Source organism: Flavobacterium haoranii (assembly GCF_009363055.1).
In the GTDB taxonomy this organism is placed as follows: domain Bacteria; phylum Bacteroidota; class Bacteroidia; order Flavobacteriales; family Flavobacteriaceae; genus Flavobacterium; species Flavobacterium haoranii.
On the sequence record NZ_CP045292.1, the window covers coordinates 2,484,149 to 2,507,887 of the forward strand.

The window sequence follows — 23,739 nt, forward strand, 5'->3', positions numbered from 1 at the left end:
GTAGAATTGTTTTTTTCATAAATAAAAATATTAAAGTTATATTTTCAAATATAATAAAAATCTTTAAACCGTTATTTTTATTTATTCTTTTGTAACAATCTGTAGTGTTTCTCTAGAAATTTGTTTTAGTAAAACCGTTTTGTTGGTTTCTACAACTTCTGTTGATTTATCATCGAAATGGCGAATGGTGTATAAAGATACATTTTCGTTAAATGAAACTTTAAATTTCTTTGCTAATAATTTACTTAGTTCATTAAAGTTGTCGTATTTATCTTCAATACAAACTGAGAAGCTAATTGCCGAGTTTTGAATTAGATTCACTTTAATTTTGTACTTGTGGAATAAGGCAAAAATTTCACTAATATTTTCTTCCATCATAAAAGAGAAATCTAACGAAGATAATGAAAGTAAAAGTTGGCTTTTCTTTACAATAAAACAAGAAGTATGTGGTTCTAAATCGGCTCCTTTAGAAACTGAAGTTCCAGGTAAAAGCGGATTTATAAATGATTTAACAAATAATGGAATTTCTTTTCTTTGTAACGGTTGTAACGTTTTTGGGTGAATTACACTTGCACCGTAAAATGCTAACTCAATGGCTTCTCTATAAGAAATTTGATTTAGTAAAACGGCATTTTCAAAATATCTTGGATCAGCATTTAAAACTCCTGGTACATCTTTCCAAATCGTAACACTTTCTGCTCCTAAGCAGTAAGCAAAAATAGCGGCAGTATAATCGGAACCTTCACGACCTAAAGTAGTAGTAAAGTTGTTGTCATCTGAACCTAAAAATCCTTGTGTAATGGTTAACGATTTTTTGTCGATTGTTTTAACGATTAAATCTTGAGTTTTTTCCCAATCCACATTTCCATCACGATAGTTGTTATCTGTTTTAATTAAATTTCTAACATCTAACCAAGTGTTGTGAATGTTTACTTCCTTTAAATAGAAACTTACAATAGTTGTAGAAACTAATTCTCCAAAACCAATTACTTGATCGTAAACGAAACTGTAATTTGGAGATTTATTACTTCTAACAAAATATTCTAAATCATCAAATAACGCTGTAACCTCAAAAAATACTTCATGATCTTCGTTATCAAATAACTCCATCATAATTTGGTTGTGGTACTTTCGTACTTCTTGTAATGATGCATTTAACTCACTAGACTTTTCAAAGTAGTTCTTTATTACAACTTCTAAAGCATTTGTAGTTTTTCCCATTGCAGAAACTACAATTAAAGTGTTTTCAAAGCCTACTTGTTCTAATACAGAGGCTACGTTTTTTACGCCATTTGCATCTTTAACCGATGCACCACCAAATTTGAAAATTTTCATAGATTTCAGTCTTCACTAAGCCATTTAAGGCAATTTATCAATTGTTTATATTTAAAAATTCATCAATTCCTTTTTCGTCCATTTGAACTACACGCCAATCGTCTAATACTTTAGCGCCACTTTTTTGGTAAAATTCTATAGCGGGAGTATTCCAATCTAGAACATTCCATTCAATTCTTCGTACTCCGTCTAATTTACCTTGTGCTATAATTTTTTTATACAAAGCAAATCCGGCTCCTGTTCCTCTTTTCGATTCTTTTACAATTAAATCTTCTAAATGTATGGTTTTGCCTTTCCAAGTAGAATATCTGTAATAGTAAAGAGCAATGCCAATAACTTCGCCTTCAACTTCTGCAACAAATGTTTTAAATAAAGGATTTTCTTTAAAACCATCTTCTTCCAAATCTTTTTCGGTAATCACGACCGCATCAGGTTCTTTTTCAAAAACTGCTAACTCTTTTATTAAGGCAAGTATTGATGGAATATCTTTTTTTTCTCCTTTTCGTATAATCATTTCCTTAAATTTTAATGCAAAAATACTATTAAGTAAAACATCTTTTTTAATTTTTTTCTTCCTATCACAAAAAATCCGATATTTGTGCCAATTAAACAACTACAACGATTTCGAAATGCAAGAAAGAAACACCACTCTAGGAGAGTTTATCATTGAAAATCAGAAAGCTTTTCAATATTCTACAGGAGAATTATCAAGAATTATCAATTCCATCCGATTAGCTGCAAAAGTGGTTAATTACAAAGTAAATAAAGCGGGTTTAGTTGACATTGTAGGTGCGGCTGGAGAACAGAATATTCAAGGGGAAGATCAACAAAAGCTAGATGTTTTTGCAAATGAAACTTTTATACAAACTTTAATTAATAGAGAAATTGTTTGTGGTATTGCATCTGAAGAAAACGACGATTATATTACAGTTGCTGGTGCCGATAATAGCCATAACAATAAATATGTTGTGTTAATGGATCCTTTAGATGGTTCGTCTAATATTGATGTAAATGTTTCGGTTGGAACTATTTTTTCAGTTTTTAGAAGAATTACGCCCATGGGAACTCCTGTGCAAATGGAAGATTTTTTACAACCAGGTGTTAATCAAGTGGCTGCCGGATATGTTATTTATGGAACTTCAACCATGTTAGTTTATACAACAGGTCACGGTGTAAACGGATTTACACTAAATCCAGCTATCGGAACTTTTTATTTGTCGCACCCAAATATGCAGTATAAAGAAGATGGTACAATTTATTCTATTAATGAAGGGAATTATGTGCATTTTCCTCAAGGTGTGAAAGACTATTTAAAATATTGCCAAAAAGAAGAAGGAGACAGGCCTTATACTTCGCGTTACATTGGAAGTTTAGTTTCCGATTTTCATAGAAACATGATTAAAGGCGGAATTTATATTTATCCTACTAGTTCAAAAGCTCCAAAAGGAAAATTGCGTTTACTTTACGAATGTAATCCTATGGCGTTTTTAGCAGAACAAGCTGGAGGAAAAGCTTCTGATGGTTTTAAAAGAATTATGGAAATTCAACCAACAGAGTTACATCAAAGAGTTTCATTTTTCTGCGGAAGTAAAAATATGGTTACAAAAGCAGAAGAGTTTATGGAAAATGCTGAAAAATAAATTTACCATTCTGAACTCACAGAATCTAAATAAAAACAAAAAATCCCGCATTTGCGGGATTTTTATTATCTATTCATGTGTTGCATTTCGTAAATAAAAGTATCTAAATCTACATTTAAAACTAAAAGCGACAAAGCTTTATCTACAATATATTGAACATTACTTGGTGTAAAGCCTAATGCTAACGCAAAACGCGTTAAAATATCTTTTTGTTTTGGTCCTAAAACGTGATCGGCATAAACCATTCTTGCTAAATCATATAAACGCTCTAATCGGTGAACATGAAGTACAGGAGGATTAATAGGATATTTAGAAGGGTTCTCTAAGATTTCTTGGTATTCGTGTTCCGAAATTTCTAAACGAATAGCCAATTTGTCTAAGAATTGTTTTTCTTCAGTAGTTAATTCACCGTCAGAAAGTGCAACTCTAACAATGGCAGAGAAATGACCTTTATTACGATTTTTAAACCCGCTATCAAATAAATCTGAAATTGACATTTTAATTAAATTTTTTAGTTTTACAAACTTACATAAAATTAGATTTTCTTTAAAACATTAACAATCTTTTATTTTCATATAATTCAATTTTTATAAAATATGTCGTAAGTTTGAATTCCCCATAAATTTTTAGAATATGTCTCAATTTTGGCTCTACTTTAAGATAGGACTTAACCATGTACTCGATATACATGCATATGATCATGTTTTGTTTTTAATTGCATTAATGGTTCCTTATGCGTTTAAAGATTGGAAAAGAATTTTTGTTCTTGTGACTCTTTTTACATTAGGACATACACTTTCTTTATTTTTAGCAGTTTTTGGTGTGGTAAATATTAATCCTGTTTACATAGAGTTTTTAATTCCAATAACTATTTTGGTTACGGCTATATTCCATTTATTTACTGCTGGGAAAAATTCAAAAACAGAAAGTATCAGTTTTGTTTCTATTGTAACTTTGTTTTTCGGAATTATTCACGGATTAGGATTCTCAAATTATTTTAAAGCTATTTTACCTGGAAATGCGACCGATAAAATGTTACCTTTATTAGAATTTGCATTAGGAATTGAAGCTGCCCAAATTATAGTAGTGATTTGTGTACTTATTTTAAGTTACATTGTGCAAACATTTTTTAGATTTTCAAAAAGAGATTGGGCGTTGGTTATGTCATCTTTCATAATTGGTGTAGTTTTGCCAATGATTATTGAAAGTGAAATTTGGAACAGATAATATGTCAGGAAAAAAAGCAAAATACGATAAAGCTTATTTAAGAATTGCTAAAGAATGGGGGCAATTATCTTATTGTAAGAGAAAACAAGTTGGCGCAATTATTGTTAAAGATAGAATGATAATATCTGATGGTTACAATGGAACACCATCGGGTTTTGAAAATTGTTGCGAAGATGATGCAGGACTAACAAAATGGTATGTTTTACATGCTGAAGCTAATGCTATTTCCAAAGTTGCACGTTCTACACAATCTTGTGAAGGTGCAACACTTTATATTACACTTTCACCTTGTAAAGATTGTAGTAAATTAATACATCAATCAGGAATCAAGCGCGTGGTTTATCACGAAGAATACAAAGATTGTTCGGGCATCGATTTTCTTAAAAAAGCAGGAGTTGAAGTAGAATTAATTGATGACTTAAAATAATGTCAAATAGAAAAATTTATTTTCCGTTGGCCATGTCAATTGCTGTAGCGATAGGTTTATTGCTTGGAAATAAATTGTCTTCTAACCAAAGTTTAACAGCCGCTCAAATCAATAAAAATAAGCTTAATAAACTGATCGATTTTATTGATAAAGAATATGTAGATAACGTAAATACAGATTCTATTGTTGATATTACAGTAGATAAGATTCTTGAAAATCTCGACCCGCATTCGGTTTACATCAATAAGAAAAATATAGCATCTATTAACGAAAGCATGCGCGGCGATTTTGTAGGAATTGGCGTTAATTTTTATATGTATAAAGATACTTTAGCTGTTATTAAATCGGTTAAAAATGGTCCTTCAGAAAAAGCCGGAATTAAAGCTGGTGATCGCATTTTGTATGCCGAAAAAGTGCAGCTTTACGATAAAAAAATCCCTAGTGATAGTATTATTTCTAATTTAAGAGGTGAAGAAGGTTCTGAAGTAAACCTTACTATTTTTAGAAAAACATCTGGTAAAAAATTCAAGGTAAAATTAACAAGAGATCGCATTCCGCTTAAAAGTGTTGATGTTGCTTTAAAAGTTTCCAAAGATGTGGGTTATATTAAGATGAACCGATTTTCTGAAACAACTTACGATGAATTTCATAAAGCACTTTTAAGTTTAAAAGCTCAAGGAATTAAAAGTTTAATTTTAGATGTTAGAGGCAATGGTGGTGGATATCTTGATATGGCGGAAGATATAGCAGATGACTTCTTAAAAGACAAAGAACTTATCGTTAAAACTGTTAATAAAAAAGGAACAGAAGATGCAACTTACGCTACTTCAAAAGGCGATTTTGAAACAGGTGATTTATATATTTTAATTGACGAAAATTCTGCTTCGGCAAGCGAAATTTTAGCTGGCGCAATTCAAGATAATGATAGAGGAACCATTGTTGGAAGACGTTCTTTTGGGAAGGGATTGGTGCAACGTGAAATGCCGCTTGGCGACGGTTCAGCAGTTCGTTTAACGGTTGCTCGTTACTATACGCCTTCTGGACGTTCTATTCAAAAACCTTACGGAGATAAAGCTGATGGATATTTTAATGAATTTGAAAAGCGTTTTGAAAGTGGCGAATTATATGAAGCAGATAGTATTAAAGTAGCAGATAGTTTAAAATATAAAACAAAGAAAGGAAGAATTGTGTATGGTGGAGGTGGAATTATTCCTGATGTATTTGTTCCTTTTGAAGCAAATCACGGAGAAGAGGCCACTACTATGATCATGCAATCTGGTTTGGTCGATTATTTTGTTTTTGAACAGTTGGATAAAAATCGATTGTTTTTTGAAAAATTAGATAAAGAAAAACTTAAAAAGGAAATATTCAATAATTCTAAGTATTTAAATAATTTTAAAAACTATGTTTCTCAAAGTGGTTTTTTGATGAATTATAAAAATGAGAACAAAATTTTAACGTATTTATACGCCGAATTTGTAAGGCAACTTTTCACCGAAGATGATTATTATAAAATTATTCTGCAAGAAGATGAAATGGTAAAGAAAGTATTATCTATAAATAAAAAATGAGAGCAATGCTCTCATTTTTTATTTATTTATTGCATCGTGTACCATAGTATGATTCCCGTCGTTCCAAAGGCTCAAAATATCAGTTGCAACAGCAGCACCGCTTCCAGCAGCAATACTTAATTGGCTCCTATGTCCAGCTAAAACACCAGCAACATACAATCCATCTTTAACTAAGTGGTCGTTGTTTTTTAACTGAATTCTGTTTTTTATGGCAGGAACTTTTTGATGTGGCACCACAAAATCTTCTAAACCTTCAATTGTCATTGGATTTCCAGCACCAATTGCAACTACTACAATCTTAGATTCGAAAACGTTTTTATTTGTGATGATTTTGTAAAATGTTTTATCATCTTCAATTGAAATTACTTTCTCTTTTTCAATTTGTTCTACTTGAGGATAAGTAGAACTTAAATGCGCTAAACTTTCTTCAAGTAGTTCACTGCCTAATTTTCCAGCGGGAATTCCGTATGCATTATTAAAAACAGCGGTTTGTAAAGAAGACGCTTTTTGGTGGGTAATAATCCCAATTTTTTTATTTAATGCATATGGCCTTTCTTTAGCTGAACCTAAAATAAGGGCACACGATACACCTGAAACACCTGCTCCAATAATTATTACATCAAACATTTATTTAATTTTTTCGTCAATGGATTTTGACATTCTAAAAATTACCAACAATACAATAGCACATAATCCTGAAACAACTCCAATTAATGCAACACTACTGTTGCCTTCTAGCGGATGGCTATAATCTATTTGAGTTAAGTTAAAAACAATTAATATAACTGCAACGGCTAATAAAATGTAATTCAATATTTTCATTTCTCTTTTTATTTAAACAAATAATCCTTTAACATTAGCGGCAAAAAGTTTTACCGCAATAGCTAAAAGTATTACACCAAAAACTTTTCTAATTACTCCTAATCCATTATTTCCTAATAATTTTTCAATTTTTCCTGATAATTTTAAGACAAGATAAACTAATACAATGTTTATTAAAATAGCAACAATAATGTTGATTTTCTCATATTCGGCTCTTAATGAAAGAATAGTTGTCATGGTTCCTGCTCCTGCAATTAGTGGAAAAGCTATAGGTACAATAGAAGCGGTAGTTGGATTGTCTTCCTTGTAAAGGCGAATGCCTAAAATCATTTCTAACGCCAAAAAGAACAAAACAAAAGAACCTGCAACTGCAAACGAATTAGCATCAATACCGATTAATTTTAAAATCTCTTCACCTACGAAAAGAAAAGCTATCATAATCACAGCAGCCACAATTGTAGCTTTCTCAGATTGTATATGCCCCATTTTACTGCGTAAATCAACAATGATAGGAATGCTTCCCACAATATCAATTACAGCAAATAAAATCATACTAATAGTAAAAATCTCTTTCCAGTCAAACATTTCTGTAAATTTTCAACAAATATAAAGTAAACTTAAGGAATACGCTTGTTATTTAACGATACATTATAAAATTTCAAATGCAACTAAAAGTTTCAATTTCAAACAAAACAGTCTTTATTCTATTTTCTGTTTTCCATTCTCTAAATTAAGTATCTTTGCAAAATAAATAAGGATATATGTTTCAGCTAGATAAAACTATAATTTCTGAGGAAATTTTTGAAAAAGAGTTTGTTTGTAATTTAAATGCGTGTCATGGTGCTTGTTGTGTAGATGGCGATGCTGGTGCGCCTTTAGATGAAGAAGAAATAAAAATCATGGCTGAAATTTATCCAAAAGTAAAACCATTTCTTCGACCCGAAGGCGTAAAAGCTATTGAAGAACAAGGAACGCATGTAGTTTCCGATTTTGGAGAATTAGAAACACCACTTATTGACGGAAAAGATTGTGCATATGTAATTTTCGATGGAAAAACAGCGTTATGCGGCATTGAACAAGCTTATAATCAAGGTTTGGTAGATTGGAAAAAACCAGTTTCGTGTCATTTGTACCCCATTCGTGTTAAAGAATATTCCGATTTTGCAGCGGTTAATTATCATAAATGGCATATTTGTTCCGATGCTTGTGCTTTAGGGGAAGAATTAAGTGTGCCAGTTTACAAATTTGTAAAGGAAGCTTTAATTAGAAAATTTGGTCAACAATGGTATGACGAATTAGAAAGAGTTGCCGAAGAATTAAAATGACAATGATATGCCAATATTCATGAAGCCAGAAAAGGAACTAACAACTGTTTCTTCAGAAAAAAGCTGGTTATAATTAATTGAATTTTTAGTGTTATTATCTGAAATATTAAATATATTATTACCAGATATAAAAATAGAATAATCCTTTTCTTTTACATTGTATTTAAGTAAAAATCCAAAATCATAAATATTATTGGTAGATGTATTTGTCATTTCGAATTTGTGTAAAGTTAATTTTGTTTGCCAATATAAGTTGTCGTTAAAGATTTGTCCCAATAATTTAATATAAGGACTATATTGTTCATATTTATTAGTTATATTGTTCGTGATATTTATGTTTTTGTTTGTCAAATATTCTATACCTGTAGAAATATTAAAATTATTGTCTTTGAAATATGTTTTTGCTTCAAAGTTTACTAAGTTTTGAGAACTTTTATTAATGCTTCTAATATCATTAATAAAAGTAGCTTTTTTAAAGTTTGCGTTTAATAATTCGACGTTTATACCTAAAGGGAATTTTCTAAATTTTTTTTCGCCAAATAGTAATATGTATATTGAATTGTCTAAATTAGAAAAATTATATTTTTCTTGAGTTAAGGTTGAACTATTTTGAAATGCTTTGTTAATTGATTGTGGTGTATTATTGTAAGAAATATTCAAAACTGAAAACAAATTGGACGATGGCTTAGTATAAGTAGTGTTAAATTGAAAGCTATTTGAAATGTTTTTTTCTATCGTTAAGGCACTAGGTAATAGTAATGTTCTATAATCTTGGATAATTCTGCTTTTTGTGAGATGGTAAATTGAATAATTTGTTTTAGATGAATTGTATGAAATGCTAAAAGTTAGATTTTTTTTAAACATCACATTCAAATCTATACTAGGAAGAATAAAAAACAATTCATTATTTAATGAATCTATTTTATTACTGATGAAATCAAATCCCAATGAGTATTTTAAAAACGTATTTACTTTTTTGTTATATCTTAAAAAAGCTGAATTTTCTGTTGTTTGAAAGTTGCTTTTAAATTTTTGTGAAATTAGGGGTGTTGTTTTGTTTTGTAGTTTTTCGTTGTAAACTATAGATTTTAAACCAACTTTTAAACTGTTTTTTTGTTTAGCTTTATAATTGTATTGCCTTTTATTCCAAAAGTAAAAGAATTAAATTTGTTTATTTGAGTTAAAATATTAGAATTAATATCAAACTGAACTAATGGATCTGAAGACATTACATATAATTCATTGTTTGAAAAAACATAATCATTTATTAAGGTAGCTTCAAAAAGAATTCTTTCAGAAAGCTTATTTTTAAATTTAGAATTAAATCCTAATTTTAAATAGTTATTTGTGAAATCATTATTAAAATTAGTGTTCTCTTCTGTTTCTGAAATAAGATTACTAATTTTTAAATTTTGGATATCTTTATTTAAAATAAGGTAACAATTAAAAGAAAGAATTTTTTTTCATTTATCTTATTTTCAAACTTTAAAATATTTGCAGAATAAATTGAATTACCTTCTACGTCTTGTTCTTTTAAAATAGGTGAGCTATTGTCAAAAAAAGCTGTTTAGTGTTTTTAAATTCAAATTGATTGATATTATTGAGTACAGAAAAAAAATCTAACTGTTTTGTCTTTTTTTTATTTGAAATATTTAAAGTATAATTGTTTACTGTTTTGTTTTTAATCAAATCTTTACTAAATAAAAACTGAGGTAAATCTTCATCTTTTATTATTTCTGAGCTGTTGTTCTTGTCACTAAAGACTTTCGATTCTAAGCTTTTCTTTATATCTAAAAAATCGTTTATAGTAAATATATTATTATTTACATTATTTGTATTTACAATTAAATTATACTTTATTTTTTTTCCGAAGTTGAAAGTATTTGCATTTAGCCTATATTTTTCTTTATAACCACCTTCTACTTCAATAGTCCCTTTAAAGATATTTTTAAACTTTTCGTTCAAACCAATATTTAATGCGGTAACTCCCGAACTTTCAAAACCTTTAATAGAAGAGAAATCCTGATAGTTTTTTAAAAGCTCAATCTTTTCAATCATTTCTGGAGTTAAATTCTCAGTAGCTAGTTGGTGTTGGTCGTTGTAAAAATCATCACCATCTAATAGAAGATAATCAATTTTTTTTCCATTATATCGTATCTTCCCGTTTTCGTCAATAGACAAACCAGGAAGTTTTTCAATGACATCTTTTAACTTTAGTTCTGAACCATTTAATATTTTTTTAAATCATATTTTAAAGTGTCATTTTTTTCTACAATATCGAAAGTATTTTGTTCAATAACAACTTCTTTAAGATCGGTTATTTTTTCTTTTAATATAACCTTTATGTAATTACAGTCATTTATTTCTAATTCCTTTTTTTCATAAGATAAATGCGTGATCTTTAGAATGGCAGGGAATTTTACATTTTTACAGTCAATTAAAAAATTACCATCCTCATCAGTTTTAGAAAAAAAAGCACTCTTAAAAGTGCTTTTGTCAAGTATTTGGATATTTGCAAAAGAAACAGGAATGTTAGAACTATCTTTTACAATTCCTCCCAATTGTTGGCTATATGAAAATATTTGAAAAAACAATAAAACAAAAATAATTCTCATTTAATTCTTGTAAATGATAGTTTCTGTTGTTATTGTTTTATCTCCTTCTTGTGTTGTGATAGATGAAGAGCGTAAATTGTTAATTTTTTGCTTTATAATCTCGGTAATTTCTTTATGAGTAAAAGTTTTTTTATTTTTAAAATCAGGCTTAAGAATTTCAACTTTATTTTTTACCTCTTTTATCGATATTGCTGAATATTCATAATAAGGTGTTCCTACATACAAAATTAAACCCGGTAAACCATCAAATTTTTCTGGCCCCGCATTTACTGGAATATCTTCTGTAAACCATGCTGTAAATTGCGCATCATGTTCAACCCAATCTGCTAAAGCTTTTTTACAAGTATATCCATTTATAACTTTTATTTCATCGGTAATTTGCCAATTCCAATTTTGTAAAAAATCTTTACCATGAAACAATTGGTCAGCATTGAAGTATTCAAATATCATTTCGTTATTTCCAAAATCTTTATAATAAAATTTTTCAGTATTTTTAATATCAACAATGATTTTTGTGTTTGTTATTTGAATATGATCATCTTGTTGTGTTTCACTTTTGTTTTCTGTACTGTAATTTGTATTTTTTGTATTTTCATCATTACCGTAATAACTTATTCCATGTTTTACATCAACTGTTAGATTATAAAATTTCTTTTTTACCCGTTCACTTCTAATAGCTTCGGGTAATTCTTTTAATCTTTGTTCTGAAGTAATAAAACCCTCGGAGTACTTTACTAAAAGATTTTGCCCATAAGACGAAAAAGCTAACAAAAAGCCTACTATCAAAAGGAAATAACGCATAATTATCTTGTGTAAAATTATAATGAAATTCTGTTAAACAGTTATACAACGTCTTACAGTTGTAGTATAATAAACATCCCATGGCTGTCCCATATTGTCATAAGTAGTGTATGCATACCAACTCGTTACACTATCATAGCAATACGTTAAGAGTTCTTCTTTGGTTTTAAACTGGGTTGTGTTTAAAATTTTTCCCGTTTCGTCTTTTTCTACTAAAGTATAAAGTGCATTTTTCTCTACTTCTTTGGTTTTTCCAGTGTTAGCAAAACTTACCATTCCTAGTATTAAAGCTAAAATTAAAAGTAATTTTTTCATTGTATAATTTTTTTAAAAGTTATACTTGCGAAAAAAAAAAAAAAAAAATGAAATACACAAGAAAAAACTAATTTATTTCAGGTTAAAACTTTTTTAACTCTAGCTTATAAGTAATAGAATAATTGAAGAAGTAAATTTTTAAATTTTTTAAGATATCAAAAATCGTCTTAACGCTTGATTTATCACTTGTTAAGGCGATTTTTTTACGTCTTTTTTATTTTTTAAGATATTGATAATCAATGATATATAATAAAAATGAGTTTTTCTTACAAATTCTTATATTGTTAAAAACTTGCCCAAATTGTGAATAAGTTTGACTTTGATTTTTTAATTCAAATGACAAACTTTGTAATCCCCTTATCGTACAAATAATCAATTTTATAACAATATCAAAATCAATTAGCTATGTCTGTAGTAGAACCTATTTTGCAAGAAAACAAAGACCGATTTGTAATTTTTCCAATTAAACACCACGATATTTGGGAATGGTACAAGAAACAAGAGGCTTGTTTTTGGACTGCTGAGGAAATAGATTTACACCAAGATATTACCGATTGGAATACAAAATTAAACGATGATGAAAAGTTTTTCATCAAGCATATTTTAGCCTTTTTTGCAGCTTCTGACGGAATTGTAAATGAAAATTTGGCAGAAAACTTTGTAAGTGAAGTACAATATACCGAGGCTAAATTTTTCTATGGTTTCCAATTAATGATGGAAAATATTCATTCTGAAACCTATTCATTATTAATTGATACTTACGTTAAAGACGAAAAAGAGAAAAATATTTTATTTAAAGCGTTAGAAAACTTCCCTGCCATCGCAAAAAAAGCAGAGTGGGCTTTAAAATGGGTAGAGTCAGATTCTTTTGCTGAGCGTTTAATTGCTTTTGCTGCTGTAGAAGGAATTTTCTTTTCAGGGGCTTTCTGTTCGATTTTCTGGTTAAAGAAAAGAGGAGTTATGCCTGGATTAACATTCTCAAATGAGTTAATTTCTCGTGATGAAGGAATGCATTGTGATTTTGCGGTTCATTTACACAATAATCACTTAATTAATAAAGTTTCTAAAGCTAGAATTACCGAAATTTTAACAAATGCTTTAGATATTGAACGTGAATTTATTACCGAAAGTTTACCAGTAAGCTTAATTGGTATGAATGCGAAATTAATGACACAGTATTTAGAGTTTGTTACCGATAGATTATTAGTAGAATTAGGATGTGAAAGAGTTTATAATTCCTCAAATCCATTCGATTTTATGGATATGATTTCGCTTCAAGGAAAAACAAATTTCTTTGAAAAACGAGTGTCAGAATATCAAAAAGCGGGTGTTTTAAATAACGATACAGATTCTAATAAAATTAGTTTCGACGCAGATTTCTAAATCCCCAAATTTAGAAAACTAACCTATAAAAAATTTCTATCACCCTGAGCTTGTCGAAGGGAGAAGCGAATCTTCAGGAATTTGGTTTTCCATTTTCCTGCTGTGCGTTACAATCTTTTTTGTTAGCTTAAAGCTAAAAGCAAAAAAGGATTTACACTTCCATCAGGGCTAGGAAGTAAATTTTGGGCTCTATTAACCAAGTAATTAAAAGTAGTTGTAATATGAATGTAGTAAAAAGAGACGGAAGAAGAGAACCGGTAATGTTTGATAAAATTACCGATAGAATTAGATTTTTATGCTATGAGCTAAATGAATTGGTAGATCCAGTAAAAGTTGCAATGCGTGTTATTGAAGGGCTGTATGATGGTGTTACTACTTCAGAATTAGATAATTTGGCTGCCGAAACTGCTGCATCAATGACAGTTACACATCCAGATTATGCTCAATTAGCAGCTCGTATTGCCGTTTCTAATTTACACAAAAATTCAAAAAAATCGTTTTCTGAAACGATGACCGATTTATATCATTATGTAAATCCACGTACAGGTCAAGAAGCGCCTATGATTTCTGATGAGGTTTATGAAGTAATCATGCAAAATGCTGAACGATTAGATTCAAGTATTATCTACAATCGTGATTTTAACTACGACTATTTCGGATTTAAAACATTAGAGCGTTCTTATTTGCTTAAAATAAATGGTAAAATTGCCGAGCGTCCACAACATATGTTAATGCGTGTTTCTGTAGGTATTCATTTAAACGATATCGATGCCGCTTTGGAAACATACGAATTAATGTCTAAAAAATTCTTTACGCATGCTACACCTACTTTATTTAATGCCGGAACTCCAAAACCTCAAATGTCATCGTGTTTCTTACTAACAATGAAAGACGATAGTATTGATGGGATTTACGATACTTTAAAACAAACGGCTAAAATTTCACAGTCAGCTGGTGGAATTGGTTTGTCTATTCACAATGTAAGAGCAACGGGTTCTTATATTCGTGGTACAAATGGTACTTCAAATGGTATAGTTCCTATGCTTCGTGTATTTAACGACACAGCGCGCTATGTAGATCAAGGTGGCGGAAAGCGTAAAGGTAGTTTTGCTATTTATGTAGAGCCTTGGCATGCTGATATTATGGAATTCTTGGATTTAAAGAAAAACCATGGTAAAGAAGAAATGCGTGCGCGTGATTTATTCTATGCAATGTGGATTCCAGATTTATTCATGAAGCGTGTGGAAGCAGATAGCACTTGGACATTAATGTGTCCAAACGAGTGTCCTGGAATGTATGACGTTCATAGTGAAGAATTCGAAAAAATGTACTTAGCTTACGAAGAGGCTGGTAAAGGAAGAAAAACAATTAAGGCTCGCGAACTTTGGGAAAAAATCTTAGAATCTCAAATTGAAACGGGAACACCGTATATGTTGTATAAAGATGCAGCGAATAGAAAGTCCAACCAAAAAAATCTAGGAACTATTCGTTCATCTAATTTATGTACAGAGATTTTAGAATATACATCTGAAGATGAAATTGCTGTTTGTAACTTAGCTTCAATTTCATTACCAATGTTTGTGGAAGATGGAAAATTTAACCACCAATATTTATATGATGTAACAAAACGTATTACACGTAACTTAAACAAGGTAATTGATAGAAATTACTATCCAGTTAAAGAAGCAGAAAATTCAAATTTACGTCACCGTCCAGTTGGATTAGGTGTTCAAGGTTTAGCAGATGCTTTTATATTAATGCGTTTACCATTTACAAGCGATGAAGCAAAACAATTAAACCAAGAAATCTTCGAAACTATTTATTTTGCAGCTGTAACAGCTTCAATGGAAATGGCTAAAGAAGAAGGAGCGTATTCAACTTTTGAAGGTTCGCCTATTTCTCAAGGAGAATTCCAATACAATCTGTGGGGATTAAACGATTCAGATTTATCGGGTCGTTGGGATTGGTCTTCATTAAGAAAAGAAGTCATGGAGCATGGTGTACGTAACTCATTGTTATTAGCGCCAATGCCAACAGCTTCTACTTCGCAAATTCTTGGTAATAATGAAGCTTTTGAACCTTATACTTCAAATATTTATACACGTCGAGTTTTATCGGGTGAATTTATTGTAGTAAACAAACATTTATTACACGATTTAGTATCACTTGGTTTATGGAACGAAGAATTGAAGCAAGAAATTATGCGTAATAACGGTTCTATTCAAAGTATTGATGTAATTCCTCAAGAAATTAAAGATTTGTATAAAACAGTTTGGGAAATGAGTATGAAAGATATTATTGATATGTCTCGTCAACGTGGTTATTTCATTGACCAATCTCAATCTTTAAACTTATTTATGGAAGGTGCTACAATGGCAAAATTAACTTCTATGCACTTTTATGCATGGAAAAGTGGCTTAAAAACAGGTATGTATTACTTACGAACAAAAGCTGCAGTTGATGCTATTAAATTTACACTAAGTAATGAGAAAAAAGCGCAACCGCAACCTGAAGTTGAAGCAAATGCTGTAAAAGTGGAAGCTGATGAAATGAGCGCAGCTGAATTTAGAGCTATGTTAGAACGTTCTAAAAATGCTGGTCCAGAAGATTGTGAAATGTGTGGATCATAATTTTTATAAATAATATAAAAAAACAGCCATCTTATTGATGGCTGTTTTTGGTTTAAATAATTACGTTCCAATTCGTACATTTGAAAAAAATAGAAATCATGTCAAAAGACAAAAAAGGAATTTACACAGGAATTATTGAAAAAGATGCAGATGGAAACTATTTCTGTGGAGAATATTTATTGGATTACCAATACACAGAAAAATATTTCAAAATAGGAGATGAAATTAGTATTCAATCGGTTATCGTTAACCCGAGTGATAAAAGTTATAATCAATATCCAAAAAAATCGAGGAACTTCTCTTTGGTAGACGAAAAAGAATAAATCTATAAATTAAACCTTCAAACTATAATAAAATGATGCAGTGGGAACAATTATTGTCGTTAAAACGACAAGGTGATACTTCAAAAAGACTTCGAAAAGAACAAGATGATACACGTTTAGGTTTTGAAGTTGATTACGACCGAGTAATTTTTTCTTCGGCATTTAGAAGTTTACAAGATAAAACACAAGTTATTCCTTTATCGAAAACCGATTTTGTTCACACGCGACTAACGCATAGTTTAGAAGTTTCCGTAGTTGGTCGTTCACTTGGTCGTTTGGTTGGGAAAAAGATTTTAGAAAAATATCCGCATTTATCGGAAATTCACGGTTATCACATGAACGATTTTGGCGCAATTGTAGCTGCTGCTGCTTTAGCACATGATATCGGAAATCCACCTTTTGGACATTCAGGTGAAAAAGCAATTGGAGAGTATTTCAAAACTGGAAACGGACAACAATTCAAAGAGAAGTTAACCGATAAAGAATGGCAAGATTTAATCGATTTTGAAGGAAATGCTAATGGTTTCTCAGTAGTTTCATCTTCTAGAGAAGGTGTTGAAGGTGCTTTGCGTTTAACGTATGCTACTTTAGGTGCTTTTATGAAGTATCCAAAAGAAAGCTTACCTAAAAAACCAACAACAAAGATTTGTGATAAAAAGTATGGTTTCTTTCAACAGGATAAAGATTTTTTTAAAGAAGTGGTTAGCGAGTTGGGATTGATTTCTAACAAAACTGGAAATGATATTGGTTATGAAAGACATCCATTGGCTTATTTAGTTGAATCAGCTGATGATATTTGTTATACTATCATAGATTTTGAAGATGGAATCAATTTAGGTTTAATAGATGAAGAATTTGCTTTAGAATATCTTATAAAATTGGTAAAAAACACCATTGATACTAAAAAATATAATGAACTAAAAACTACCGAAGATAGAATCAGTTATTTACGTGCATTAGCAATAGGAAGCTTAATTGGTGATGCAGTAAATGTTTTCATGGAAAATGAAGAATTGATTCTAAAAGGAGAATTTCCATTTGCTTTAACTGATAAAAGTCAATACAAAGCACAAATGGATGACATTATTAAAGTTAGCGTAAAGCGAATTTATCAAAGTAAAGAAGTTATTGAAAAAGAAGTAATGGGTTATAATGTTATTAGCTCTTTACTTGATGTTTTTTGTACAGCATTCAATAACAAAATGGAAGGCAATGAATCGAATTATGATAAAATTGTTTTAAAACTTTTACCCGAACGATTTCTTTCTGAACAAGAATCAATTTACCAAAGATTGTTACATATTTGTCACTTTGTTTCATTATTAACAGACGGAAAAGCTTTAGAATTGTATAAATTAATAAAGGGTACTGCTTAATAAAGGGTATTGCTAAAGGTTAAAATTTTACAAAAAATTTTAATTTTTCACCTAAAATATTAACTTTGTTTAAATTAACGTAATCCTAAATTTATGAAAAATAAATTACTTAGTACAATTTTGATAGTAAGTATGTTGATGTTTTCTTGTAAAAATGAAAATCAAGATGCAAATGATAATTCGACTGTCGAGACAGAAGCTGTCTCTCAAGACAAAGAAATTGCTGCTGATAGTACGGCCACTGATAGCCAAGAAAATATTACTAATGAAGCAGATACTGTAAAACCAGTAGCTATTTCTAGTAGAGTAATAAAATCAGAAATTAAAAATAATAAGATTGTAGATTTAAACGCTGAAAAAACTAGAAAACAGCACGAACAATTTTTAAATCAAAGTCCATTTAAAAATTCAACTTCAATGTCTAAAGCTGATAGAAAATTAGCTGGATTAGCTCCTAATAAATATTTTGAGCAAGAGTGGGAATTAACAATGAATCCTAAAACTGGAAAGCCAGACATTCAAGGGTTGTATTCTTTGAGAAAGCAGTTAGCTGATGAAAGAGAATTAGCCCAATTAAATAGAACTCCTGGAGACGCATCAGATAATCCATGGATTGAAAGAGGACCCAATAATGTAGGTGGTCGTGTAAGAGCTGTAATGTTTGATCCAAACGACGCTACTGGTAAAACTGTATTTGCTGGAGGTGTAAGTGGAGGATTATGGAAAAATACTGATATTACAAATTCTAATACACAATGGAGTTTAGTTAGTTTGCCTGATAATTTATCAGTTTCTTCAATTTCGTATGATCCAAACAATACAAATATTTTTTATGTAGGGACAGGAGAATCTTATGTTGGTGGTGATGTTAATGGTGATGGCCTTTGGAAATCTACTGATGGAGGTAATACTTGGACTAATGTTTTTGGAGGAATTACAGGGCCTACCGTTTTTGAATCAGAAGCAATAGTTTCTATAAATTCACCTGGAACAATAGCGGGAGATTATCCTTGTTACCCAACTACTGCTTTCGGCCCAGTATTAACTTCTGTTTTAAATACAGATATAGAACTAGTAAGTGATACAAATCCATTGGGGTGTAATGCAAATCCTATAACTAATAGTGTTTCAGGTAAAATTGCTTTAATCAGGAGAGGTAATTGTACTTTCGTTGAGAAAATATTGAATGCTCAAAATGCTGGTGCTGTTGCAGTAATTATGATGAATAATATTGCAGGAACTCCAATACCGATGGGAGGAACTGATGCAGGAATAACTATTCCTTCTGTTATGATTTCTAAAGAAGATGGAGATATATTAGAGGCAGCTGTTTTAGCTGGTACTGTTAATGGTTCTTTAATCAATGGTGTAGGAAGTTTTACAGGTTTATTAATTCCAGGTCAACAACATATAAATGACGTTGTAGTTAAAAATAATGGTGGGGTTTCAGAAATTTATGTAGCTGCTGCTGATGGTTATTATGGTTCTGCAAACGCTTTAACTTTTATGGGAGCAACTGATTTTGGATTGTATAAATCTACAAATGGAGGTGCTTCTTGGGTTAAATTAAGTCTACCTTTAACTTCTGGAGGTTATGATACTTGTCCAAACGATATTGAGATTGGTGCAGATGGAAGAATTTGGGTTTCTACAACAAATAGCTTTGTGTTTGGCGAAGGAGGAGGAAGAGTGTTTATGTCCAGTGATGGAGGTGCGAGTTTTACTCTAATGCATACAGTTACAGGTAATGGTGGAGGACAAAGAGTCGAGTTAGAGGCTTCAGCTACAAATCCTAATAAGTTATATGTTTTGTCTGAATTAGGGCAAGCAAATTCAGCTTCACCAACAATTGAATGTAAAATTGAATTGACGACTAATGGCTTTGCTACTGCACCAACTGTAGTTAGCTTACCTTCTGACGGTACAGATTCTAGAATCAGTACTTATGGTTTTACAGGTGCACAAGCTTTCTATGATTTAATGATAGAGTCTAATCCATCAAATGACGATGAGGTTTATGTTGGTGGTTTAAATTTATATAAATCTACAAATAGTGGTTCATCTTGGGTGCCAATATCTCAATGGAATGGAGGTAATTTTTTACATTCAGATCAACACGGAATGGCTTTTAATCCTTTTAACAACAATCAAGCTATTTTCGGTAATGATGGTGGGGTGTATTTTTGTTCAAGTTTATCATCGGCTAACAATCGCAGTAGTAATATCCCTGCAAGAAATAATGGCTTAAACATTACTCAGTTTTACAGCGTAGGTGTAGCGCCTACATCTGCGGTAAGTGGTTTGTCCTCAGGAGATTATTTTGCTGCAGGAGCTCAAGATAATGGGACTCAGTACTTCGAGAACGTTAATGCAGGCGTAAATGGAAGTGTTAGATCACAAGGTGGAGATGGTGCTTTTACGATGATGGATCAAGGCTCAGATAAATATTATATATCAAATTATGTTCACAATGGTTCTGTTAATTATAGATTAATGGTTTCACCGTTTACGGTTAGAGCATTGAGTGATGACACTTCAAATGATGAAAATGGAGCTTTTATCGCGCCAATGGTTTTAGATTCAAACTTAGATGTTTTGTATTCTGATTATTCAAGCGGTACAAATTATAGTATTAGAAGATATAAGAATATCAAGTCTGGTGCCGTTAATAGAACAACTATTACAGATGCTTTACTAACGTCTCGTCCAACTGCATTTGCAGTTTCACCATACACAACTACAAAAACTAATTTATTAATAGGTACAGTACTTGGGAAACTTATTAGAGTAACGGGTATTCATAATAATATTCCTAATCCAGTTTGGACAGATATTACAGGACCAAGTTTTGTTGGAAGTGTTTCAGATATTGAATATGGTCAAACAGAAAACGATATTTTTGTAACAATGCACAACTATAATGTTGTTAGTGTTTGGTATTCTGCAGATGGTGGAGCTACTTGGTCAAATAAAGAAGGTAATTTACCTGATATGCCAGTAAAATGTATTTTACAGAATCCATTAAATCTTGATGAAGTAATTATTGGAACAGAACTTGGTGTTTGGTTTACAAACAACTTTAGTGCTGCTTCTCCTACATGGAATCAATCTTACAATGGTATGAGTAATGTAAAAGTGACTGATCTTGATTTAAGAAATGATTATGTTGTCTATGCTGCTACTTATGGAAGAGGAATTTTCTCTGGACAATTTACAAGTCAGCCTTTACATTCTGATGGATTTGTTAAAACTAATTTAGTAACTGTTTATCCAAATCCAGCGACTGATATTTTAACAATTAATGTTAAAGACTTTAGTGGTAATATGAATGTTGAGTTATACGATGTTAAAGGTCAAAAAGTATTATCGCAAAATGAAGCTAATTTTTCTAATGAGAAATCTATTAACATTAGTTCATTAGCAGCTGGTATTTATGTTTTAAAAGTAAATGCTGATAATTTATCTTATACTCAAAAAGTAATTAAGAAATAATTTTTCTAAATAAGATTAAAAAAAGGGCTTCAAGATGAAGCCCTTTTTTATTTTAATGATCGTAGTGTGTTACTTAAGGTTACTTTAAAAACGCTTTTGTTGTCTTCATGCTTTTTCATAACATAAATATATTTATGTTTACTAGCGTCTTTTGGTTCTATGACAATTTCTTCTTTAGTAAAATTATCAAAGATTGTTATAAGAGATTGATTGTCAAATGCAAAACTAGCTGCATATTGCCTTTTTAAATTTGTGATGGGATATTGAGAATAAATAGTTTTTGAATTTTGGGTAGCGGTTATTTTTTCTCCTTTAAAACCTTGAGTTAAAATAATAACACTTTTGTCTTCTTCAAAAGCATTTTTACTCTTCAAAAAAGAATTTATATAGTTTTCACTGGCACTCGCAAAATCATCTCTAGTTTGAAATTTGCTTGAACTTGTTGAACTACACATCATAAAAAGTTGGGCAAAAGTTACAATAAAGATCTTTTTCATGTTTTCAAATTTTATTCTTTACAAAATTAAACGACCAAAAACTGAAACTATTATATCTTTGTAGGAATGTTTTATAAAATTGCACATAGGGGAGCGTCGGGTTATATAGTCGAAAACACACTTGAATCGATTCAAAAAGCTGTTGATTTAGGTGTCGACGGAATCGAATTAGATGTACATATTTGTGCTTCTGGTGAGGTAGTTGTCTTTCATGATTTTACCTTAGATCGGCTAACAAATGTATTAGGACCAGTTGCTAGCTTTACTTTAACCGAGCTGAAAGAATTTAAAATTAAGGATAAGTTTAGTATTCCAACACTTCAAGAAGTTTTAGATCTGACTTTCAATAAATGTTGGCTTAATATAGAGTTGAAAGGTGAAAATACAGCATTACCTACATTTCAATTATTAGAAGATTTTTGTGATAATAAAAATTATAATAAAGCCAATTTTTTAATCTCAAGTTTCCAATTAAAAGAATTAGAAGATTTTTCTAAGTTAAGTACTGAATATAGTTTAGCGGTTTTAACGCAAGCTAGTTTGGAACAAGCTATTGAAATTGCGTCTAAAATTGACGCAAAAGCAATTCATCCTCATTTCTCTTTATTAACTGAAGAAAGTTGTTTAAAAGCTAAAAAAATGGGGTTTAAAATAAATACTTGGACAGTAAATGAAACAGCAGATATTGAACATGTAAAAAGATTTCCAATTGACGGAATAATATCTGATTTTCCAGACAGAATATGAATTCAAAATACGATTTAATAATTATTGGTGGTGGAGCAGCGGGTTTTTTTGCAGCGATCAATATTATGGAGAAAAATCCAAGTTGCAAAGTTGCCATATTGGAACGCGGAAAAGAAGTTTTAACTAAAGTTAAAGTTTCTGGAGGTGGAAGATGCAATGTTACTCATGCTTGTTTTGTGCCAAATGATTTAGTGAAGTTTTATCCCAGAGGCGAAAGAGAATTAAAAGGTCCTTTTAATACTTTTTGTTCTGGAGACACTATTGAATGGTTTTCTAATAGAGGAGTGGAACTAAAAATTGAAGATGATGGTAGAATGTTTCCAACAACCGATTCTTCTCAAACCATAATAGATTGTTTTTTAAAAGAAACTCAAAAGTATAAAATTGATGTTTTAACAAATCAAAGTGTTAAGTCATTATTTCCATCAAACGATTTTTGGAAAATTGAAACCACTACTGAAGTATTTGCTTGTAAAAAAATAGTTATTGCTACGGGAAGTAATACTAAAATATGGGAATTGTTACAAGATTTAGGTCATCAAATTATTGAACCAGTGCCATCTTTATTTACATTTAATATTAAAGATACTAGAATTAAAGATTTAATGGGACTTAGTGCTCAAGTTGCAGTAAAAGTTAAAGAAGCAAACCTGAAATCAGAAGGTGCGTTGTTGATCACGCATTGGGGGATGAGTGGACCTGCTATTTTAAAATTATCGGCTTGGGGCGCTAGGGAATTAAATAAATTAAATTACCAATTTTCCATTCAAGTAAATTGGCTTAAAGATTTAAATTTTGAAGAAGTAATGGAAGAATTACTTCAGTTAAAAATAGAAAATGCTAAAAAACAAATTGATAAATTCTGTCCGTTCGATTTTCCAAAAAGACTTTGGGAATCTCTACTTTTAGCAAGTGAAATAGAGCTGCAAACAAAATGGGCTCATCTGTCTAAAAAACAAATGGTTAATTTAAGTAATCAGTTGACCAATGGTGTTTTTAAAGTAAATGGGAAAAGTACTTTTAAAGATGAATTTGTTACCGCTGGTGGAATTGACTTAAAAGAGGTAAATTTCAAATCGATGGAAAGTAAAGTGTTGCCAAATTTATTTTTTGCTGGTGAAATATTAAATATCGATGCTATTACTGGAGGTTTTAACTTTCAAAATGCGTGGACAACAGCATATATTGCTTCGCAAAGTGTATAAAAAAATAA

General features: G+C 30.5%; 24 protein-coding genes. 12 read left to right on the forward strand and 12 right to left on the reverse strand.

Going from position 1 to position 23,739, the window contains the following annotated elements; genetic code table 11:
* Positions 1 to 81: 81 nt before the first annotated feature.
* Positions 82 to 1,335 (reverse strand): aspartate kinase, encoded by a 1,254-nt coding sequence (locus tag GCU34_RS11780; RefSeq protein ID WP_072781831.1) that lies wholly within the window; start codon positions 1,333 to 1,335, stop codon positions 82 to 84.
* Between the two features lie 37 nt (positions 1,336 to 1,372).
* Complete coding sequence (locus GCU34_RS11785; RefSeq protein WP_072781829.1) at positions 1,373 to 1,849, reverse strand: GNAT family N-acetyltransferase; 477 nt, start codon at positions 1,847 to 1,849, stop codon at positions 1,373 to 1,375.
* Positions 1,850 to 1,964: 115 nt separating this feature from the next.
* On the opposite strand from GCU34_RS11785, the gene fbp reads away from it, so the two are divergent.
* Positions 1,965 to 2,975, forward strand: coding sequence for a class 1 fructose-bisphosphatase (gene fbp, locus GCU34_RS11790; RefSeq protein ID WP_072781827.1), 1,011 nt, complete (start codon positions 1,965 to 1,967; stop codon positions 2,973 to 2,975).
* 65 nt (positions 2,976 to 3,040) lie between these two features.
* Here the strand turns inward: fbp and GCU34_RS11795 are convergent, their stop codons facing one another.
* Positions 3,041 to 3,472, reverse strand: a complete 432-nt coding sequence (locus tag GCU34_RS11795; protein WP_072781825.1) for a tellurite resistance TerB family protein — start codon at positions 3,470 to 3,472, stop codon at positions 3,041 to 3,043.
* 136 nt (positions 3,473 to 3,608) lie between these two features.
* On the opposite strand from GCU34_RS11795, the gene GCU34_RS11800 reads away from it, so the two are divergent.
* Genes GCU34_RS11800 through GCU34_RS11810 form a run of 3 tightly spaced genes read left to right on the forward strand, consistent with a single transcriptional unit; the run spans position 3,609 to position 6,200 of the window.
* On the forward strand, positions 3,609 to 4,202 hold the full coding sequence (locus GCU34_RS11800; protein ID WP_072781823.1) for a HupE/UreJ family protein: 594 nt from the start codon (positions 3,609 to 3,611) through the stop codon (positions 4,200 to 4,202).
* A 1-nt stretch (position 4,203) separates the two neighbouring features.
* Positions 4,204 to 4,629 (forward strand): deoxycytidylate deaminase, encoded by a 426-nt coding sequence (locus GCU34_RS11805; protein WP_072783387.1) that lies wholly within the window; start codon positions 4,204 to 4,206, stop codon positions 4,627 to 4,629.
* Positions 4,629 to 6,200, forward strand: coding sequence for a S41 family peptidase (locus tag GCU34_RS11810; protein WP_072781821.1), 1,572 nt, complete (start codon positions 4,629 to 4,631; stop codon positions 6,198 to 6,200). The genes GCU34_RS11805 and GCU34_RS11810 overlap by 1 nt, the downstream gene beginning before the upstream one ends.
* An 18-nt stretch (positions 6,201 to 6,218) precedes the next feature.
* Here the strand turns inward: GCU34_RS11810 and GCU34_RS11815 are convergent, their stop codons facing one another.
* Genes GCU34_RS11815 through GCU34_RS11825 form a run of 3 tightly spaced genes read right to left on the reverse strand, consistent with a single transcriptional unit; the run spans position 6,219 to position 7,607 of the window.
* Positions 6,219 to 6,827 (reverse strand): FAD-dependent oxidoreductase, encoded by a 609-nt coding sequence (locus tag GCU34_RS11815; RefSeq protein WP_072781819.1) that lies wholly within the window; start codon positions 6,825 to 6,827, stop codon positions 6,219 to 6,221.
* Complete coding sequence (locus tag GCU34_RS11820) at positions 6,828 to 7,022, reverse strand: hypothetical protein (RefSeq protein WP_072781817.1); 195 nt, start codon at positions 7,020 to 7,022, stop codon at positions 6,828 to 6,830.
* A gap of 12 nt (positions 7,023 to 7,034) precedes the next feature.
* A complete protein-coding gene (locus tag GCU34_RS11825) occupies positions 7,035 to 7,607 on the reverse strand; it encodes a MarC family protein (RefSeq protein WP_072781815.1) in 573 nt (190 codons plus the stop codon).
* 176 nt (positions 7,608 to 7,783) lie between these two features.
* Here GCU34_RS11825 and GCU34_RS11830 point away from each other — a divergent pair, with 176 nt between their 5' ends.
* Positions 7,784 to 8,347 carry a DUF3109 family protein gene (locus GCU34_RS11830; protein WP_072781813.1) on the forward strand — a complete coding sequence of 188 codons (564 nt, stop codon included), beginning with the start codon at positions 7,784 to 7,786 and terminating at the stop codon, positions 8,345 to 8,347.
* Here the strand turns inward: GCU34_RS11830 and GCU34_RS11835 are convergent.
* The 5 genes from GCU34_RS11835 to GCU34_RS11855 form a co-directional block, all read right to left on the reverse strand.
* On the reverse strand, positions 8,339 to 9,211 hold the full coding sequence (locus GCU34_RS11835) for a hypothetical protein (RefSeq protein ID WP_152378469.1): 873 nt from the start codon (positions 9,209 to 9,211) through the stop codon (positions 8,339 to 8,341). The genes GCU34_RS11830 and GCU34_RS11835 overlap by 9 nt on opposite strands.
* Positions 9,212 to 9,880: 669 nt before the next feature.
* Positions 9,881 to 10,528, reverse strand: coding sequence for a hypothetical protein (locus tag GCU34_RS11840; RefSeq protein WP_152378470.1), 648 nt, complete (start codon positions 10,526 to 10,528; stop codon positions 9,881 to 9,883).
* 47 nt (positions 10,529 to 10,575) lie between these two features.
* A complete protein-coding gene (locus GCU34_RS11845; RefSeq protein WP_152378471.1) occupies positions 10,576 to 10,962 on the reverse strand; it encodes a carboxypeptidase-like regulatory domain-containing protein in 387 nt (128 codons plus the stop codon).
* Entirely contained in the window at positions 10,963 to 11,763 is an 801-nt protein-coding gene (locus GCU34_RS11850) for a GLPGLI family protein (RefSeq protein ID WP_072781809.1), read from the reverse strand.
* Between the two features lie 33 nt (positions 11,764 to 11,796).
* Positions 11,797 to 12,078, reverse strand: coding sequence for a hypothetical protein (locus tag GCU34_RS11855; RefSeq protein ID WP_072781807.1), 282 nt, complete (start codon positions 12,076 to 12,078; stop codon positions 11,797 to 11,799).
* A 405-nt stretch (positions 12,079 to 12,483) separates the two neighbouring features.
* On the opposite strand from GCU34_RS11855, the gene GCU34_RS11860 reads away from it, so the two are divergent.
* From GCU34_RS11860 to GCU34_RS11880, 5 genes are all read left to right on the forward strand, one after another.
* The gene (locus GCU34_RS11860) at positions 12,484 to 13,461 is read left to right on the forward strand and encodes a ribonucleotide-diphosphate reductase subunit beta (RefSeq protein WP_072781805.1); all 978 of its coding nucleotides are present in this window, start codon (positions 12,484 to 12,486) and stop codon (positions 13,459 to 13,461) included.
* 221 nt (positions 13,462 to 13,682) lie between these two features.
* Positions 13,683 to 16,091: a ribonucleoside-diphosphate reductase subunit alpha gene (locus GCU34_RS11865; RefSeq protein WP_072781803.1), complete on the forward strand. Its 2,409-nt coding sequence runs from the start codon at positions 13,683 to 13,685 to the stop codon at positions 16,089 to 16,091.
* 98 nt (positions 16,092 to 16,189) lie between these two features.
* Positions 16,190 to 16,414, forward strand: a complete 225-nt coding sequence (locus tag GCU34_RS11870) for a hypothetical protein (protein WP_072781801.1) — start codon at positions 16,190 to 16,192, stop codon at positions 16,412 to 16,414.
* Positions 16,415 to 16,449: 35 nt separating this feature from the next.
* Positions 16,450 to 17,790 carry a deoxyguanosinetriphosphate triphosphohydrolase gene (locus GCU34_RS11875; RefSeq protein WP_072783385.1) on the forward strand — a complete coding sequence of 447 codons (1,341 nt, stop codon included), beginning with the start codon at positions 16,450 to 16,452 and terminating at the stop codon, positions 17,788 to 17,790.
* Positions 17,791 to 17,883: 93 nt separating this feature from the next.
* Entirely contained in the window at positions 17,884 to 21,282 is a 3,399-nt protein-coding gene (locus tag GCU34_RS11880) for a PA domain-containing protein (protein ID WP_072781799.1), read from the forward strand.
* A gap of 47 nt (positions 21,283 to 21,329) precedes the next feature.
* Here GCU34_RS11880 and GCU34_RS11885 read toward each other — a convergent pair whose 3' ends face one another.
* Positions 21,330 to 21,779 carry a hypothetical protein gene (locus GCU34_RS11885; RefSeq protein ID WP_072781797.1) on the reverse strand — a complete coding sequence of 150 codons (450 nt, stop codon included), beginning with the start codon at positions 21,777 to 21,779 and terminating at the stop codon, positions 21,330 to 21,332.
* A 66-nt stretch (positions 21,780 to 21,845) separates the two neighbouring features.
* Between GCU34_RS11885 and GCU34_RS11890 the strand changes: the two genes are divergently transcribed.
* Both GCU34_RS11890 and GCU34_RS11895 read left to right on the forward strand, forming a co-directional pair.
* Complete coding sequence (locus GCU34_RS11890) at positions 21,846 to 22,526, forward strand: glycerophosphodiester phosphodiesterase (RefSeq protein WP_072781795.1); 681 nt, start codon at positions 21,846 to 21,848, stop codon at positions 22,524 to 22,526.
* A complete protein-coding gene (locus GCU34_RS11895; RefSeq protein WP_072781793.1) occupies positions 22,523 to 23,731 on the forward strand; it encodes a BaiN/RdsA family NAD(P)/FAD-dependent oxidoreductase in 1,209 nt (402 codons plus the stop codon). The genes GCU34_RS11890 and GCU34_RS11895 overlap by 4 nt, the downstream gene beginning before the upstream one ends.
* Positions 23,732 to 23,739: the final 8 nt, after the last annotated feature.

Coding starts and splice junctions, on each gene's coding strand:
- GCU34_RS11825 (WP_072781815.1), bottom strand. CDS start 7,607: ATGTTTGACTGGAAAGAGATTTTTACTATTAGTATGATTTTATTTGCT.
- GCU34_RS11785 (WP_072781829.1), bottom strand. CDS start 1,849: ATGATTATACGAAAAGGAGAAAAAAAAGATATTCCATCAATACTTGCC.
- GCU34_RS11845 (WP_152378471.1), bottom strand. CDS start 10,962: ATGAGAATTATTTTTGTTTTATTGTTTTTTCAAATATTTTCATATAGC.
- GCU34_RS11865 (WP_072781803.1), top strand. CDS start 13,683: ATGAATGTAGTAAAAAGAGACGGAAGAAGAGAACCGGTAATGTTTGAT.
- GCU34_RS11805 (WP_072783387.1), top strand. CDS start 4,204: ATGTCAGGAAAAAAAGCAAAATACGATAAAGCTTATTTAAGAATTGCT.
- GCU34_RS11830 (WP_072781813.1), top strand. CDS start 7,784: ATGTTTCAGCTAGATAAAACTATAATTTCTGAGGAAATTTTTGAAAAA.
- GCU34_RS11800 (WP_072781823.1), top strand. CDS start 3,609: ATGTCTCAATTTTGGCTCTACTTTAAGATAGGACTTAACCATGTACTC.
- GCU34_RS11815 (WP_072781819.1), bottom strand. CDS start 6,827: ATGTTTGATGTAATAATTATTGGAGCAGGTGTTTCAGGTGTATCGTGT.
- GCU34_RS11860 (WP_072781805.1), top strand. CDS start 12,484: ATGTCTGTAGTAGAACCTATTTTGCAAGAAAACAAAGACCGATTTGTA.
- GCU34_RS11895 (WP_072781793.1), top strand. CDS start 22,523: ATGAATTCAAAATACGATTTAATAATTATTGGTGGTGGAGCAGCGGGT.
- GCU34_RS11795 (WP_072781825.1), bottom strand. CDS start 3,472: ATGTCAATTTCAGATTTATTTGATAGCGGGTTTAAAAATCGTAATAAA.
- GCU34_RS11890 (WP_072781795.1), top strand. CDS start 21,846: ATGTTTTATAAAATTGCACATAGGGGAGCGTCGGGTTATATAGTCGAA.
- GCU34_RS11855 (WP_072781807.1), bottom strand. CDS start 12,078: ATGAAAAAATTACTTTTAATTTTAGCTTTAATACTAGGAATGGTAAGT.
- GCU34_RS11780 (WP_072781831.1), bottom strand. CDS start 1,335: ATGAAAATTTTCAAATTTGGTGGTGCATCGGTTAAAGATGCAAATGGC.
- GCU34_RS11885 (WP_072781797.1), bottom strand. CDS start 21,779: ATGAAAAAGATCTTTATTGTAACTTTTGCCCAACTTTTTATGATGTGT.
- fbp (WP_072781827.1), top strand. CDS start 1,965: ATGCAAGAAAGAAACACCACTCTAGGAGAGTTTATCATTGAAAATCAG.
- GCU34_RS11835 (WP_152378469.1), bottom strand. CDS start 9,211: ATGTTTAAAAAAAATCTAACTTTTAGCATTTCATACAATTCATCTAAA.
- GCU34_RS11820 (WP_072781817.1), bottom strand. CDS start 7,022: ATGAAAATATTGAATTACATTTTATTAGCCGTTGCAGTTATATTAATT.
- GCU34_RS11810 (WP_072781821.1), top strand. CDS start 4,629: ATGTCAAATAGAAAAATTTATTTTCCGTTGGCCATGTCAATTGCTGTA.
- GCU34_RS11880 (WP_072781799.1), top strand. CDS start 17,884: ATGAAAAATAAATTACTTAGTACAATTTTGATAGTAAGTATGTTGATG.
- GCU34_RS11875 (WP_072783385.1), top strand. CDS start 16,450: ATGCAGTGGGAACAATTATTGTCGTTAAAACGACAAGGTGATACTTCA.
- GCU34_RS11850 (WP_072781809.1), bottom strand. CDS start 11,763: ATGCGTTATTTCCTTTTGATAGTAGGCTTTTTGTTAGCTTTTTCGTCT.
- GCU34_RS11870 (WP_072781801.1), top strand. CDS start 16,190: ATGTCAAAAGACAAAAAAGGAATTTACACAGGAATTATTGAAAAAGAT.